This is a genomic window from Propionispira arboris (assembly GCF_900109225.1).
GTDB lineage: Bacteria > Bacillota > Negativicutes > Selenomonadales > Selenomonadaceae > Propionispira > Propionispira arboris.
In genome coordinates this window covers 267,688-284,183 of record NZ_FNZK01000002.1, presented here as the reverse complement: position 1 = coordinate 284,183, position 16,496 = coordinate 267,688, and the positions used below count along the sequence as shown (strand labels likewise).

The window sequence follows — 16,496 nt, the reverse complement described above, 5'->3', positions numbered from 1 at the left end:
AACTTCCTATAATTTTATCATAGAAAGTTGTTTTTAATTCATTATTTATATAGTTTTTTACTGCCATTAATGATCTGATTTAAGACCAGCTCCACACATAGGAAGCAAACAATCCGTTGTTTTGCCATTTAACTCACAATATTTCATATATGCTGCATACGTGGCAGCTGTCGTATGTTCACAGTAAATCCCTTTCGCCGCCAGTGCCATTCTAGCTTCCATAATTTGATTTTCAGGAGCTGTAATTATTTTTATATGATACTTATAGGTATATTCCAATATTTCATCACCGCGCATCGGTATGCCGATTGCAATTCCCTCCGCCATTGTCGGTGAAGGAGTTACTATAGCTGGATGTTTTGACCCAATACGCATGGCCTTCGCAAAAGGATCACAACACTCACTTTGAACTGCAATAATATTAGGAAATTTTTCAATAATCCCACTATCCATAAGTTCCTCCAACGCCTTTACAATACCAATAAACAAGGTTCCGTTACCTAACGGAACAAAAATGTTTTGGGGTATTCGATGCAACTGTTCAAAAACTTCATAAATGTAAGTTTTTGTTCCTTGATAGAAGAATGGATTATAAACATGGTTTGCATAATACATTCCTTCTGATTCTACTTTCGCCCGACAGACATCGGCACAGTGATCTCTCGACCCCGAGACAATATTCACCCGAGCCTTATGAGATTCAATCATATGAATCTTTTTTTGTGATGTTCCTTCAGGAACAAAAATCTCACAGGTAATACCCGTTTTTGCACAATAAGCCGCTACACTATTTCCAGCATTCCCACTGCTGTCTTGTACAACAGAATCTACTCCAATCGATTTACAATGAGCCATCAATACAGCTGCCCCTCTATCTTTAAAAGATAAAGTCGGCATGTAATACTCCATTTTCAATAGAACGTTCTCATCAAACTCTATTACAGGTGTCATACCTTCTCCTAAAGTAACCTCACGCCAATGTTCGTCAAAAATTGGCATAAATGCTCGATAACGAAAAAGGCTCCACGTATCACGATCAATCAAAGACAGATCAAATTTCGGCGGTTTATAATCAAGCTTCCAAAGTCCACCACAATCACATTTTGACTTTCTGGTTGTTACTGGTATCGCTTTTCCACATTGAGAACAAATGTATTTCATTTTCCATTCACCTCAGCAATCGCTTCAATTTCCACAAGACAGCCAAAATGAAGCTGGCCTACAGGCACAACGATCCGAGCTGGCTTGTGTTCCTCAAAAAATTCCATATAAACACGGTTTACCGCATCCCATTGTTCAATATCCGAAATATAGATTCTGCACTGGATAACATCTGTGCGACAACAATTTGATTCATTTAAGATATGATCAAGATTTGCCAAAGCAAGCCTTGCGTGTTCTTCTATTCCACCATTTGCCACTTTGTGTGTATCAGGATCAATGGATAGTTGTCCCGAAATATACAGCATTCCATTTGAAATAATTCCCGGGGTATAATGTCCTTTGTTTTCAGAAGCATATCCGGGTATAATTTTTTCCATAATATGTACCCTTTCATTTTGCTAACATATAAATTTTCAAAGTAAAATATTTGACTATCATATAAAAAAATATATAATAAATAGTATATTCTACCTCTTTTCTATATTATATATAAAAAATTATACAAATTCAAGGTATTTATAGATTTTTTTATACAAAAGGAGCTAAAATTTAAGTGACTAGTAAAAATAAAGCATTAGAAACCTACATACCCATCGCAAATTTAATAGCGCAAACCTTCGGCAAAAATTGTGAAGTAGTACTCCATGATTTATCAATTCCTCAAAATTCAGTGGTATATACCGTTAATAACCACGTCACGGGACGTCAGGTCGGACAACCATTTGAACATTTAATAAAAGACGTTTTGCTCTCCAAAAATTTTGAGAACGATTGTACCGCAAATTACAGAACTACGACCATTGCTGGGAAAAAAATCAAATCGTCCACGGCACTTCTTCGCGATGTTAAGGGTGAAGTAATAGGTGCTTTGTGTGTAAATTACGATTTAAGCCCATTAAACGATATGAAAATATTATTAGATGAATTTATGGACACACAGCAAGAAAAAATCGAAGCCAACGTAGAACCCTTTGATAACGTTATCGAAATCGTAGAAGATCTTATAAATAAAATGATTGGCAATAGCTCTGTAACAACTTTAAAACGAAAAGATAAAATCGAATTGATTCAATTTATGGACAAAAAAGGTGTTTTTCTAATCAAAGGAGCAATAGAAAAAGTTGCCGAAAAATTAAATATATCCAAGGTTACGGTTTACAGCTATCTTGACGCTATAAAAAAGAGCGAAAATGAGTAAACCGGGTTTACTCCTGATATATCAAGCAAAACCGACTTGCTGACGAAGTCATGACCTCAATTTTAAAAGTTCAATCCATCATATAATGTTCCTTATAAACTAATCGGACTGCAGAATTTTTCTGCAGTCCGATTGTATTTTGATCCTATATAAATAAGTTTTTCTTGAATCAGATTTTAAACTTACTAACCGCATGCTGTAATTCCTCAGCCATCTGATCTAAAGCCTGACTAGATGATGCAATTTCTTGCATACCAGCAGATTGTTCTTCCGTTGATGCTAAAACAGTCTGCGTTTGTCCTGATGTTTCTCCGCTAATATGATTTATTGACTCAATATCAGAAACCAAATTTTTACTGTCAACCGACACCTGCCCAATTACAGCTGAAATACCGTGAGCTTCGGACTCTGCTTGTTTAACCAATTCAGCAATCTCTTTAAAGGTCAAGCCAGCTGAAGTGACAACTTCTGTACCACAGATTACTTCATGAGTTCCCGCATCCATAGAAATGACCGCACATTCTGTATCAGACTGAATTTCACCAATAAGAGTCGCAATTTTTTTGGCCGACCCCTCCGATTGTTCGGCTAGTTTGCGCACTTCTTCTGCCACCACCGCAAAACCACGTCCCTGATCACCAGCTCGAGCAGCCTCAATCGCAGCGTTAAGTGCCAATAAATTAGTTTGCCCGGCAATTCCTGAAATAGCACTCACTATTTGTCCAATCTCCTTGGAACGTTCACCCAATTTTCCAACAACTTCAGCTACTTTTTCAATTGCAATTTCAATATTTTTCATCTGATCTGAGGCAGATTGCAGCGCTTTATTCCCCGTTTCGGCAGCCTGAGATGTTTTGCTGGTAACATGAACTACACTAGCTGCACCATCAATTGCCTGTTGAATATTTCCAGACATTTTTTCTACAATAAGAGTTGCTGTATCCACAGCCTTGACCTGTATGTCTGCTCCTTTAGCAACCTCTGCAATAACAAGAGTAACTTGGTTAGCTGCCTCAGCCGATTGTCCTACACTAGAAGTTAACTGTTCAGATGATGAAGCTACTTGTAAGGCGGATTGTTTGATATGTCCAACCAAACCTTGAATATTCTGCATCATTATTTTAAACGACTCTGCCAATTTGCCAATTTCATTTTTCTCTTGTATATCTATAACCGTTGTACAATCACCATTCGACAATTTTTCAGCCGCCACCTGCAACTGTTTTAAAGGCTTGATAAGACGTCTTGTAAAGAACAATACCGCCAATGCTGCTAAAACAACAAGAATAATAGCAGAAATAATGGACCATAAGCGAATGGTAATCAGCGGATTCTTAAATTCATGGACGAAAGCTGTTGCTGTAATTGCCCAGTTTACATTCTTCAACGGGGCATAAGACACATATTCAGCCTCTCCATTTTCCACAATCTCCTCAATACCCGATTGTGCATTTTGTAGTTTTTTTACAACTCCAGACAAGGGGCTGTCTGCCTCCTGTAATGGATTATACTGCAAATTTTTTTTCGAATCTCGATCCACTAAGACAGTACCATCAAATTGATACAATGTAGCAAACCCCGACTGCCCAATCTTAATAGAAGAAATCAATTGCATCAATTCATCCATTTTTACATTACCGCCCAAAATCGCTACTAACTGCCCATCTTTGACCACCGGAACAGCAACAACAACTGCCATTTTCCCATCTGCTTTTCCAATCAAAGGCTCAGAAATTACGGTTTTTTTCGTTGTTAAAACCTGTTTATAATAAGCTCTTTCTTGAATACTTCCCGATGAGCCAACTGGCGAATACCAATTTCCATCCGGATCAGATACCCAAAAAGCACTATAAATTGGCAGTCTTTTATTTTCCTGCAGCAAATATGTATTAATTGCCTTTTCATCACCACTACGTAAGACTGGAGAATTCGCCAAGCCCTCCAATTCCGACATACGCAATTGCAGCCAAGAATCAACATTTCCCGCTGCTTCTCTGGTCGTATCCGTTAAATGTTGTTCTATGCCATCAACCAAAACAATTTCCGTTTTGATATAGTGAATCGTTGTTAAGGTACCAGCCGTAACCACTAAAATTGCAATCATTAATATAACAAAAATAGATTGAATACTTCTCATATAAATTCCAGCGACCTCCTTATTTTAAATTTTTATGATTCACCTAAATAAGAAAAATCATAACGTCTATTCATCTTATGGTAATGTGTATGCAATAATTCATGTGCTTTCTCACTAAGCGGTTTCCCCAAAAACTCTTGATATAGTTTTTGCACTTCTGGGTTTTCATGCGATTTTCTAATCTTCTTACTACAATCAATTTCATAAATTGCATCCATACGCATTTTCTTGCCGTCAATTGTTGTGTTAAGCGGTTGGCCACCTCCACCTATACACCCGCCTGGACAAGCCATAATTTCAATAAACGTGTAGGGACTTGTTCCCGCTTTGATTTGTTCCATAATTTTTTGGGCATTAGCAAGTCCATGTGCTACTGCGATTTTCAATTTTCTACCCTTTAAATCAACTTCAGCCTCTTTAATTCCTTGCAAACCTCTTGCATCTTTAAATTCGAGTTTTTCAAGTTCATCTTCCATTACCACTTCATATACGGTCCTGACAGCAGCTTCCGTGACTCCCCCCGTTGTCCCAAAAATAACACCCGCACCAGTTCCTTCTCCCAACGGACTATCAAATTCAGACTCTGCTAAAGCGACAAAATCTATTCCAGCATACTGAATCATTTTTGCAAGTTCCCGCGTCGTAATAACAATATCCACGTCTCTTACTCCATCGGTTGCCATCTCGGGTCTCGCCGCCTCAAATTTTTTTGTAACGCAAGGCATAACAGATACCGTTACTATGTTCTTTTTATTCATATTGTTTTTGTCAGCGTAATAAGATTTTGCGATTGCACCAAAAATTTGCTGTGGGGATTTAGCTGTAGACAAATGATCAATCTGATCACTATAATGTTTTTCCATATAATTTACCCAGCCTGGACTGCAAGAAGTAATCATTGGCAATATTCCATTATTACGAATTCTATCCAATAGCTCATTTCCTTCTTCCATAATAGTCACATCGGCAGCAAATACGGTATCAAACACTTTATCAAAACCAAGCTGTTTCAAGGCGGTCACCATTTTGCCAGTTACAACAGTTCCTTTCTCCAACCCGAAAATATCACCAAGAGCCACTCTAACAGCAGGTGCTACTTGAACAATAACATGTTTCCCCGAATCTTGTATGGCTTCCCGAACTGTTTGCGTATTATCTTTTTCTACAATAGCACCGACAGGACATACCGTCGTACATTGACCGCAAAGCACACAATCCGTATCCATCAAGGACTTGTTATAGGCTGTTGTAAACATAAATGTTTCAGATCGTCCGGCCCAGGTTATAGCACTCACCCCCTGCACGTCGCGACAAATCTTATCACAGCGGCCACACTTTACACATTTATCCATATTACGTTCAATACAGGGATTATCATCTAAATAAACAGGATTTATCGTTTTATCCAGCGTCTGCCTTTGAATTCCAAACCTCCTACAAAGATTCTGAAGCTCACAATTTCCATTTCTTGAACAAGACAAACAGTCCTGTTTATGATTGGCCAAAATCATTTCCAGAATACCTTTTTGTGTATCATACACTTTCTTGGTGTTCGTTAGAATTTCCATCCCATCCCATACATAAGTTGAACAGGCCGCTGACATTTTTTTACTGCCAACAACTTCCACTGAACAAATACGACATAATGCTTTGATTCTTTGGTCCGGATGATAGCATAGATGAGGAATTTCTATATTTAAACGTTTTGCCGCCTCAATAATTCGGGTGCCTGATTCAACTTCAATCAGAACTCCATTAATTTTCACATTGATTTTAGCCAATTTTCACACCTCGTTCCATGATTTTAAATGCATCAGGAAATACTTTCATAGCTGTTTTAAGAGCATTTTGCGATGCCTGTCCCAGTCCACACAAAGAAGATACTGTCATAATATCTGCAATTGAATTAAGTTTTTCAATATCTGCCTGCGTATGTACTCCATCTTTAATCTTTTGCAGCAATAACCGAATATGTCGATTGCCTTCACGGCAGGGAGCGCACTGTCCACAGCTTTCATGACTGAAAAACGCCTGTGTTGTAATTAAAAAATCAATTACACTTGTACTTTCATCGACAACCAAGATAGCCCCTGAACCCACACCCACACCAGCTTTTATCAAATGTTCATAAGAATATGGTGTATCGAGTATATCTTTACTAGCAACTTTACCAGATGCTCCGCCAAATTGGATAAGACTGATTGGCTGACCTTCCAGCCCCCCGGCAAGTCCATAAATAATATCTCTTATTGTTATTCCAAAAGGAATTTCGAAAACGCCTGGCTGCTTTACATTCCCGGCAACACTAATCAGTTTCGTTCCAATGGAATTTTTTTCTCCTTTCGTTCCATACGTCTGATATATGTTATTTTCATCATTCACAATAGCTGCAACAAGTGATAAACTCTCAACATTTTGTACACATGTCGGATGATTATATAAACCACACTGTTTTATATAAGGTGGTTTCATTCTAGGCCTGCCGCTTTTACCTTCTATAGATTCAATCAGCGCCGTCCCTTCACCACATACATATGCCCCGGCACCACTGCAAAGATGTAATTCATAATCAAAGCCTTTTTTACCAAGAATATTCTTTCCCAAAAAGTTTTTTTCCGTAAGCTGCTTGATTGCGTTTAACAAGATAGATTTCAAATAGCTGTATTCTTCACGCAAATAAATATAACCATGTTGTGCCTCAATGACATATCCAGCAATAATCATACCTTCCAACAAATTGAAAGGATCATTTTGAATAAGAGTTCTATCTTTAAATGTACAAGGTTCCCCTTCATCGGCATTACAAATGATCACTTTTTCTGCCGCTTTTACAGCTCTTGCCTGCAGCCATTTTTTTCCCATTGGATACGCGGCTCCACCCCGTCCTTTAATGCCTGCTGCGGTAAGCAATGCTGCTATATCAGCGCCTGGCATCTGAATCGCTTTTTTTAAGGCTGTTAATCCACCAATTTCCATATAAGAAGCAAGCGAACGGATATCATAACGGCCAAAATTTTTCGTCATAAACTTAACTGCCATCGTCATCGTTTTATCTCCTTTACACAAGTTTTTGAAGCATTGCTTTGATTTTTTCTTCATTATTTAAATTACCATATATTTTCCCATTTACCTTGACTGCTGGAGCCACATCACAGGCACCAAAACAAGGTACCATTTCAATAATAAATTTACCATCTGCAGTTGCTTGATCGATTTCTACCTTCAAAATTTTTTTCAGATTCATCGCTAATCGTTCCCCTTTTTTCACTTTGCAAACAATGCTATTACAAATTTGCAAGGGATACTCTGCTCTGGCTTTACTATAGATTGAGCTATAAAAAGTGATACAATCGTAAATATTGGTAATTTTTACATTAAGTTTTTGTGCTAAATAATAAGCTATTTCTTCTGGAATATAATGTTTAGGTATAATTTGCTGTATATCCAATAAAATTCCGATCAAACACGATGCATCATATTGATAGTTACTTAAAATTCCATCAATTTGCCGTGCTAATTCTCTTGTTAATACTCTTTCCAGTATATTTTCTGACATAAAAATAACCCCCTCAAATCTCATTTGAAATTCCACCAACTCTAAATTTTCTTGATATATTAAAAGACAGTACATCACCCCTCAACTACCAAGGATATGACATACTGTCTTTCTACGAAAAGCGATTGTACATTCTAAAATCAGAACGTCATGATTTTATCTTTTTGTAACCATTCAATTAAAATATTTTCTCGAGTCTTCTTGATTTTTTGCAGCCCGTCCGGCGTCCAGTCATAAAGTCCCGTACCGGTTTTTGCTCCAAGATTTCCTTCCTTCATTGCTTTCTTTAATAGTTCAGAAGGTTCTTTTACATCGCATAAATCAGCGTACAAATAAGCTGCTATATTATGAAAAATATCCAGCCCGCCCAGATCTGCTGTTTCCAATGGTCCCGTTGTTGACAAGCGGCGACCAATGCTATATTTTACAGCCGTATCAACGGCTTCCTGTGTTGCAATCCCTGATTCAACAATATATAAGGCTTCACGCAGTAAGGCGAGCTGTAAACGATTACCAATAAAGCCAAGGGCTTCACGTTTTAACGCTACTGGTTTCTTACCAATTTTCTCAATTAATTTCCAGGTCACATCCACCGTTTCCTGTGAAGTATATTTCCCAGGTACAATTTCCACCAGCGGTACCAGATGAGGTGGATTCCAAAAATGAGCAACAACAAATTTATCTTTTCTTGTCAATGCTTCAGCAATATCAGTTGGACTGAGACCGGAAGTATTTGTTGCAAAAATAGTATCAGGACCACTCAAACTTTCAACTTTTTTCCATACTTCTCTTTTTATAGCCAAATCCTCAGCAATAGATTCTATAACAAAATCCGCATTTTGCACTGCTTCTTCGATAGTTGTACAACCTTTAATTCTGCCTACAATTTCTGGTATTTCTTTTTCTGTTACCAATTGATTTTCTTTATATGTTTCCAATGTAGCTTTTATACTGTGAAAGCCTCGTTCAACACTCGCGTCAGAGCGTCCAAACATCCGCACATTATAACCCTTTTTAGCAAATAGCAGCGCTGTACCAAACCCCATGGTTCCCGTTCCTAAGTTACAAATATTTTTAATATCTTCCATTTTCATAAAATAGCCTCTTTCCTTTATCTTTTTATTTTATTTATAGTGCAAATGGGATAAAAGTTAACCCTAAAACCATGATGATGCCCAAAACAATAAATGCAGCAAATGAATAACCAACAAAATCTTTAAATTCAAGCCCCGCTACGGCCATAAATGGTACTGCGAAAAATGGTTGAATTAATGCCACTAAATCTCCACCAAACATATATGCTATAATTGTTTTTGCATCCGGAACCCCTAATGCCTGACCTGCCGGAATAAGAAATGGTGCCTCTATAACCCATTTGCTTCCACCAGACGGGATAAAATATCCGATTCCTGCCGTCAGTACTGCTGCAATTGCGGGGAAAGTGAACTCTGTACTAAAACTAATAACCCATTGTGAAAGAGTATCCACCAGTCCAGTATATTTCATAATGCCAAATATACCAGCATAAAATGGGAACTGTAAAATAACCCCCCACGATGCCGATGTAGAGGCCTTAATTGCTTTAATTAAATCAGCTGGTTTTTTGTACAAAAAGATAATTAACATCAAAAAGATAAAATTCAGCACATTAATATCGAGCGATTTGCCCAGTTCAACAAAATGATAATACAGATATACTAAAAACATGATACCAATAATATAAGAAAACCATGGTGTATAAGTAAACCATTCACTTGGTGTGGTTATTTTTTTATTTTGAACGACTTCAACCTTTTCATCAATTGCCAAATCAGGCCTTAAATCCGCAAACGTTTTAATTTTGCCAGCGTCGGTTGGTAGCAACACTTTCCAAAATAATATGACAATTGCCAGCACGGAAATACCAAGTAAAATTAAAGTATATGGATGAAAAATGGTTTGTGTGATTGGAATAATGCCAATTTCTTTCACCATAAAATGATTTGCAGTAGCAACCAACAGCGGTGCTGACCCGGAAAGTCCCATATGCCAAATATAAAATGCTGTCCAGCTGGCACCGCATAAACAACGATAATCAACTAAAATCCCTTTCTTGGCTGCCTGCCTGGCTAATTCTTTTGTAATGAGTGCTGCAAAAACCAAGCCAAACCCCCAATTAAGATAATAACCAATGGAAGAAATAATAACTGCCCACACATAAAACTGTGGTGCTGTGCTCGGCTTATTACAAACACCAGCAATTAAATTTTTACAAAGAGGTGTTGTCGCCAAAGCATATCCCGTAATAACAATTAACGACATTTGCATCGAAAATTCTAGTAGTGTCCAGAACCCTTTTCCCCATGCCTGTACGATTTGATATGGATTATTTGGTGTAAAAATCGCCGCAAGTCCAAAGGCTACAACACTTAAAACAAGAGCAATAACATACGAATCCGGAACCCAGCGCTCCGCAAATTCCGTAAAATAGTCTGTTATCTTTTTTTTACCTGATTGATTTAGATCATGACTGCTCATACAAAATCCATCTCCCTCTATTTCCATCTATAGCAGAATGCTTTAACTAAAAAAATTAATAAAACATAAAAAGGTTATGCTTGTAAGCTTTTAATTCTGCAATAGCACAACCTCTTCATCCATGATATTTTTTTGCACTATTAAACGCCCATATTTTAAAACAACTATAACTCTATTCTACTTTATTAATTTATAATTGATATGGTTTTACTTCATCCGCTACCAAAAACTCTGCTTCTGTACAAGCTCTAAGTTCTTCAATCGTTACCCCTTCAGCCAATTCTACAAGTAAAAGACCTTTTGGCGTAACTTCTAAAACACATTTTTCGGTAATAATCTTAGATACACAGCCTTTACCCGTAATAGGAAGAGAACATTTTTTCAGAATTTTAGGAGCGCCTTTGAGTGTATGAACAAAGGTGGCAATAACTTTTTTAGCTCCCATTACGAGATCCATAGCACCACCCATGCCAGGACTCCATTTTCCTGGTGCAACCGGTGTGGCCCAATTAGCAATACTGCCTTCCTGATCCACTTCAAGCGCACCTAAAATAGTCGTATCAACATGACCGCCACGAATAATGCAAAAAGATGTAGCTTCATCAAAGCAAGCAGAACCTGGTATCATTGTAATAGGCAAACCACCCGCATTACCAAGATCCGGATCTTCTTCTCCATCCTTTGGTGCAGCACCAAATACAAGTGCACCATTTTCTGATTCTAAAAGAACTTCCACGCCCTCAGGAACAAAATTTGCCACAGTAGTTGGAATACCAAAACCAAGATTTACAACTTCTCCATTTGACAATTCTTTGGCCGCTCTACGAGCAATCATTTCTTTTGCGTTCATATCAAAAGATACCTCCTTATATAATTCTATTTTCACATAACATCTTTTCATTTCTACACGCAATAATAGATAAATCAATTCTTTCATCTATGACAAAGAAAAAAATTTTTACTTATTTTAACAACAAGCTCATATTATTTAAGTTGGCCTGTGCTCGCCCATATATCGTGGTAAACAGCCTTATGCTCTTTAAATGTATTTCCTTGTATGATTGCTTTAACAAAAACTGCCGGAGTGCCCACCCTTTGTGGATCAATATCGCCGACTTCAACAATTTCGTTAACTTCCGCCACAGTAAAATCAGCAGCCGTAGCAATCGTCGGGTTACTATTGATAGCTGTATAGCGATATTCAACATTCCCCCATTTATCTGCACGATAACCTTTAATAAAAGCCATATCCGCATGAAGTGGTTTTTCTATCAAGTATTCTATTCCATCAATTGTAATTTTTTCTTTGCCTTCTTCTACCATAGTGTGCAAGCCCGTACGAACTAGTACACCACCTAAGCCAGCTCCACCAGCTCGTACTTTTTCTATCCAACTGCCTTGTGGGAAAAATTCAATTTCTAAATCACCTGTCTTTAAGGCTTGTACAGCTTCTGGCGAAGTTCCCACATGAGAACAGATGAATTTTTTTATTTGTTTATTTGCAAAAAGAGGAGCCAAGTCAAAGTGCCCCCCTGGATATGTAGCAACAACTGCCATCACCGTTAAGTCTTTAACTCCTGACTCAGCGATCTTTTGGATACAAGTGAGTGGCGCCCCAACACCGCAGAATCCACCAAACATAATACTCATGCCATCATGAACTTTCCCCATTACTTGATCTAGTTCCATTACTTTATTCATAACATTATTCCACTCCTTCCAATTTTAAATCAACCAAATCGAAATGATACGCCAAAAGTTCCGGTTGGATATTTCCATTGTTTAAGTTGATGACACATGATTCTGCAAGTACCACATTCCAAACACCCCGCGTAATCAAAAAGGATTTCACCTTTGTCATTTAATTTGTAAAGCCCGGCTGGGCAAACGACCAGACAAGGTTTATCATTGCAAACAGCACAAGCCGTTTTATCCAGCACAATATGCGCATTTTCTTCATCTACCGTAAATTTATCCAAACCTAATAGTTCATCTGTTCCTTGCTTTTGTACTGTCATAGTGCCTTAAACCCCTTCCATGCATCCGCCAAAACCTGGCCAATGCCAACATGTTTTCTCAAAATCTGCAGCATTGATTTATCCATGCGTTTGGGAAGTTTACCATCAACATAAAACAATGACCCTATCATTTCGTTGGCCAAATCCGGATACACAGAAGACATACGAGGCAGCCCCGTAATTTGCGGCCAGCCAGCAAATAACTGCATAGTTGAAATGAGCTGCAGCTCATTTAATTCTTTCATATAAAGCTGCCCGACATCAGCTGGTGCAGCGGCTTTCAAAACAGCACGTGCTGCTGCTACGCCGCTAACAATAGCCAAATCAATACCTCGTATCATTGTCCCGGTATTTATGACAAATCCAGCAGCATCCCCCACCATTAAAAAACCATCACGGTACAATTTTTTTGGTACACTGTTCCATCCGTTTTCCGGTACAAGGTGAGCGCTATATTCTACGGTCGTTCCATCTTTTATCAATGGATAAATGGCAGGATGCATCTTAAAATCTTGATATATATCAGCAATAGAACGCTTTTGTGCCGCAAGAGATGCCGGACTTAAGACAACCCCCAATGAAATAGTATCCTTATTTGTATACAAACAGCCCCCGCCCATTACAGAATCTGTGCCACCAAGAATGGCTCGTGCAACGCCTTCATCCGGTCCAATATTAAACCGCTGTTGTATTGTTTCCGGATCTAATTCGATGACTTCTTTTACCCCAATACCGACCTCATGTCCATTCCATTCCTTCTTCAACCCAGCCTGCCTTGCCATAGACGAATTAACACCATCGGCTGCTATGACAAGATCCGCATACATTTCGTCACCACCAGCTTTTACGCCAACAATTTTACCATCTTTTTCGATCAGTTCATCTACCAAGATACCAGCCGCAATCATTGCTCCTTGTTCTTCGGCCTTGCCAGCAAACCATTCATCAAATGGTGCCCGTAAAATCGTATAGGACTGCGGCATACGTTCTTCCATATTTGTCCCGGCGAAATAATCAATTGTAAGACCCGTTTTATCAGAGAGCATCATAATTTGTTCTCGCACAACAGCACGTTCTAATATGGCCTCTTTATACAAATTAGATTCAACTAATTCCAAAGCATACGTATACAGACGACCACCCGTGACATTTTTACTACCAGCTGTATCACCGCGTTCAATCATTAAAACCGACTTGCCCTCACGAGCCAGAATATATGCACAGGCACTCCCTGCCGGACCGGCGCCAACGATAATAACATCAAATTTTTCATCTTCCATTTTTCACATCTCCCCGGTCACTAACTTATTTCCCCAATTTTTCAATAAGCTTTGGTACAATTTCATATAAATCACCGACAATACCATAATCAGCTGCAGAAAAAATTGGTGCTTTTTCATTTTTATCAATTGCAACAATAACTCTTGCATCACGTGCACCGACAATATGCTGTACCTGCCCCGATATACCGATAGACAAATACAATTGCGGCTTTACCTTTTGCCCGGAAAGGCCAATATAAGATTCAGTCGGTAACCAATGATAATCTTCGGCGATGCTCCGTGAGCAGCCAATTTCTGCGCCAATTTTTTCTGCAAGGTCTTCCACTAGTTTCATATCGGATTGTGAACTAAGCCCCCGGCCTACACAAATTATTTTTTCAGCATTTGCCAAATCTGCTCGTTCTCGAACAATAGGGCAAACACCACCAACAAGCACTGCATCATTGGACTGTGCTGTACAGGCAACCACATCACCGTTCCGCAGCGGATCTGCTGCGGCTTCCTCATAAGTCCGTGGATCAATGGTAACGATACAGCCTTCACTGAGTTCTTCCTTGCAAACAGCCAACCCGCCATACAGCATTCGTTTTGTTTCCAGCTTACGCTCAACGACCTCAATCGACATGGCGCTATTTACCAAACCATGGCTATGCCAGGCAGCAATCCTTGCTGCAACATCTTTACCCCGCATTGTACCGCCAATCAGTACAAGCAACGGATTTTCTTTTGCAATACATTCGGCAATGGATTCGGCATAACTTTCCACCCATGGATTGCTGCCACTCAATGCAATAACTTTTTCTGCACCGCATGCGATCAAACCCGCTGTATCCGTTTCCGTTTCATTCAAAGCCAATGCCGTTACATTTACCTGCAATACATCAGCCAGGCTGCGCCCAATATTCAGCAATTGCTTGGTCACGGCTATATCTTCTGAATATACAAAAATCCCATTCATACTTCCACCCCCTATAACAGTCCTTCTTTTGTAAGACTTGCTATTAATGTATTTACTTTTTCATCAACCGTACCATCGGTATAAATTTCATTTTTACGATCCATAGCATATCCCTGAATTGATTTTATTTTATTTTTAGGGAGTGTATTCTCTGCAACAAGATCTAAATCGGCTAATTTAAATTCTTGAACAGGTTTTTTTGAAGCACCTAAAACTTGCTTCAATCCTGGAATACGAGGTTTGCATACTTCTGGCAACAGGGTAATAACTGCCGGAAGATTCACCGTTACATCTTCTGTGCAATCACCGATTTTCCGCGCAGCCATAACCTTCCCCTCTGAAATTTCTAATTTCGTTACAAACGTAACTACCGGGATTCCCAATAAAGCGGCAACACGCGGGCCAACCTGCTGACCATATGCATCAGAAGATCCTTCACCAAATAAAATTAAATCATATGCCCCTATTTTTTTGAGTGCTGCAGTCAGTACATTTGCTGTTACAAATCCATCTGCAATATCGGCTGCTGCATCATTCACCCAATATCCTTTTACCGGACCACGCGATAAAGCATCCTTTAAGGACTGTTTCGCTTTCGCATTACCAAAAGTAAGTGCTGTTACCGTGACAGTATCATCTTTCTCTGCCTGAAGTACAGCTTCTTCAATGACATTTTTGTCATAGTCACTGATTTTCCCTTTAGCCCGACTCGTATCCAATAAAAGACTTCCCGGGACAATTTTTATATCTTGTTCATCTAATACCCATTTATAACAGGCAACTATATCCATGTGATTCAACTCCTCTGGCTTTGCTCGGCCACAATTATCAGAAAATACTGTTTTCAATGGCTGCAACAGCACTGTTTCTTTTAAAATTTCCCTGTAAAATTTGGTTTTGCTTTAGTAACAAAAGCATTCATACCTTCCGTTTGATCCTCACCGCCAAAACACATACCAAAAATATAAGCTTCATAGGCCATAGCATTTGCCATAGACATTTCTGCACCACGATTAATTGCATCTTTAGCAAAACAAACTGCCGTCTGACTCTTTTTTATAATTGTCTGCGCTAAACTTTTAGCTTCTTCTAATAAACTTGCCAGAGGAACTACTTTTTGTACTAAACCGATTCTATACGCCTCATCTGCTTTAATCATATTGGCTGTATAAATAAGATATTTCGCCATACCACGCCCAACTAAACGGCTCATGCGCTGTGTTCCACCAAAGCCAGGGATAATACCCAATCCAACCTCAGGCTGCCCAAATTTTGCATTTTCTGCGGCAATTCGAATATCACAAGCCATTGCAATTTCACAGCCACCGCCAAGGGCAAAACCATTAATTGCTGCAATCACTGGCTTTTCACACTGTTCTATTTTTAAGAAAGTCGTTTCACCTTTTTCCGCCCAGCGTCTTCCTTCATCCGCATTTAAATCTTTCATTTCTTTAATATCTGCACCAGCAACAAAAGATTTTTCACCAGCACCAGTAAGAATAATAACCTTTACACTGTTATCTTGATTTAAATCTGTAAAAATGTCATTAATTTCTGACATTAACTCATCATTCAAAGCATTCAAAGCTTGCGGCCGGTTCAGGGTCACGACTGCTGTTCCATTTTCTATCTCTACGATTGCATTATTATATTCTTTCATTTCCA

The 16,496-nt window shown here is 38.7% G+C and carries 16 protein-coding genes; 1 reads left to right on the top strand and 15 read right to left on the bottom strand.

Annotated features, from left to right (window positions below; translation table 11 throughout):
- Window positions 1-66: 66 nt before the first annotated feature.
- Both BMY14_RS03270 and BMY14_RS03265 read right to left on the bottom strand, forming a co-directional pair.
- Window positions 67-1,161 carry a threonine synthase gene (locus tag BMY14_RS03270; protein WP_091829169.1) on the bottom strand — a complete coding sequence of 365 codons (1,095 nt, stop codon included), beginning with the start codon at window positions 1,159-1,161 and terminating at the stop codon, window positions 67-69.
- Window positions 1,158-1,541 (bottom strand): RidA family protein, encoded by a 384-nt coding sequence (locus tag BMY14_RS03265; protein ID WP_091829167.1) that lies wholly within the window; start codon window positions 1,539-1,541, stop codon window positions 1,158-1,160. Before BMY14_RS03265 ends, BMY14_RS03270 begins: the two co-directional genes overlap by 4 nt.
- A 176-nt stretch (window positions 1,542-1,717) precedes the next feature.
- On the opposite strand from BMY14_RS03265, the gene BMY14_RS03260 reads away from it, so the two are divergent.
- The gene (locus BMY14_RS03260; protein WP_091829165.1) at window positions 1,718-2,362 is read left to right on the top strand and encodes a helix-turn-helix transcriptional regulator; all 645 of its coding nucleotides are present in this window, start codon (window positions 1,718-1,720) and stop codon (window positions 2,360-2,362) included.
- 169 nt (window positions 2,363-2,531) lie between these two features.
- On the opposite strand, the gene BMY14_RS03255 is transcribed toward BMY14_RS03260, so the two are convergent.
- From BMY14_RS03255 to BMY14_RS03195, 13 genes are all read right to left on the bottom strand, one after another.
- Entirely contained in the window at window positions 2,532-4,499 is a 1,968-nt protein-coding gene (locus BMY14_RS03255) for a methyl-accepting chemotaxis protein (protein ID WP_091829163.1), read from the bottom strand.
- Window positions 4,500-4,531: 32 nt separating this feature from the next.
- Entirely contained in the window at window positions 4,532-6,280 is a 1,749-nt protein-coding gene (locus tag BMY14_RS03250; protein ID WP_091829161.1) for an NADH-dependent [FeFe] hydrogenase, group A6, read from the bottom strand.
- Complete coding sequence (locus BMY14_RS03245) at window positions 6,273-7,544, bottom strand: complex I 51 kDa subunit family protein (RefSeq protein WP_091829159.1); 1,272 nt, start codon at window positions 7,542-7,544, stop codon at window positions 6,273-6,275. The genes BMY14_RS03250 and BMY14_RS03245 overlap by 8 nt, the downstream gene beginning before the upstream one ends.
- 13 nt (window positions 7,545-7,557) lie before the next feature.
- Window positions 7,558-8,055, bottom strand: a complete 498-nt coding sequence (locus BMY14_RS03240) for an NADH-quinone oxidoreductase subunit NuoE family protein (RefSeq protein WP_091829157.1) — start codon at window positions 8,053-8,055, stop codon at window positions 7,558-7,560.
- A 140-nt stretch (window positions 8,056-8,195) separates the two neighbouring features.
- A complete protein-coding gene (locus BMY14_RS03235) occupies window positions 8,196-9,149 on the bottom strand; it encodes a 3-hydroxyacyl-CoA dehydrogenase family protein (RefSeq protein WP_091829155.1) in 954 nt (317 codons plus the stop codon).
- 34 nt (window positions 9,150-9,183) lie between these two features.
- Window positions 9,184-10,572: a short-chain fatty acid transporter gene (locus BMY14_RS03230; protein ID WP_091829153.1), complete on the bottom strand. Its 1,389-nt coding sequence runs from the start codon at window positions 10,570-10,572 to the stop codon at window positions 9,184-9,186.
- A 190-nt stretch (window positions 10,573-10,762) separates the two neighbouring features.
- The gene (locus BMY14_RS03225; RefSeq protein ID WP_091829151.1) at window positions 10,763-11,422 is read right to left on the bottom strand and encodes a 3-oxoacid CoA-transferase subunit B; all 660 of its coding nucleotides are present in this window, start codon (window positions 11,420-11,422) and stop codon (window positions 10,763-10,765) included.
- A 134-nt stretch (window positions 11,423-11,556) separates the two neighbouring features.
- The gene (locus BMY14_RS03220; protein ID WP_091829149.1) at window positions 11,557-12,273 is read right to left on the bottom strand and encodes a CoA transferase subunit A; all 717 of its coding nucleotides are present in this window, start codon (window positions 12,271-12,273) and stop codon (window positions 11,557-11,559) included.
- A 29-nt stretch (window positions 12,274-12,302) separates the two neighbouring features.
- Window positions 12,303-12,590, bottom strand: coding sequence for a ferredoxin family protein (locus BMY14_RS03215; RefSeq protein ID WP_091829147.1), 288 nt, complete (start codon window positions 12,588-12,590; stop codon window positions 12,303-12,305).
- Window positions 12,587-13,870, bottom strand: coding sequence for an FAD-dependent oxidoreductase (locus BMY14_RS03210; RefSeq protein ID WP_091829145.1), 1,284 nt, complete (start codon window positions 13,868-13,870; stop codon window positions 12,587-12,589). The genes BMY14_RS03215 and BMY14_RS03210 overlap by 4 nt, the downstream gene beginning before the upstream one ends.
- Before the next feature lie 25 nt (window positions 13,871-13,895).
- Window positions 13,896-14,831 carry an electron transfer flavoprotein subunit alpha/FixB family protein gene (locus BMY14_RS03205; RefSeq protein WP_091829143.1) on the bottom strand — a complete coding sequence of 312 codons (936 nt, stop codon included), beginning with the start codon at window positions 14,829-14,831 and terminating at the stop codon, window positions 13,896-13,898.
- A gap of 11 nt (window positions 14,832-14,842) precedes the next feature.
- Complete coding sequence (locus BMY14_RS03200) at window positions 14,843-15,622, bottom strand: electron transfer flavoprotein subunit beta/FixA family protein (protein WP_091829141.1); 780 nt, start codon at window positions 15,620-15,622, stop codon at window positions 14,843-14,845.
- A gap of 80 nt (window positions 15,623-15,702) precedes the next feature.
- Window positions 15,703-16,491, bottom strand: a complete 789-nt coding sequence (locus BMY14_RS03195) for an enoyl-CoA hydratase-related protein (protein WP_019552737.1) — start codon at window positions 16,489-16,491, stop codon at window positions 15,703-15,705.
- Window positions 16,492-16,496: the final 5 nt, after the last annotated feature.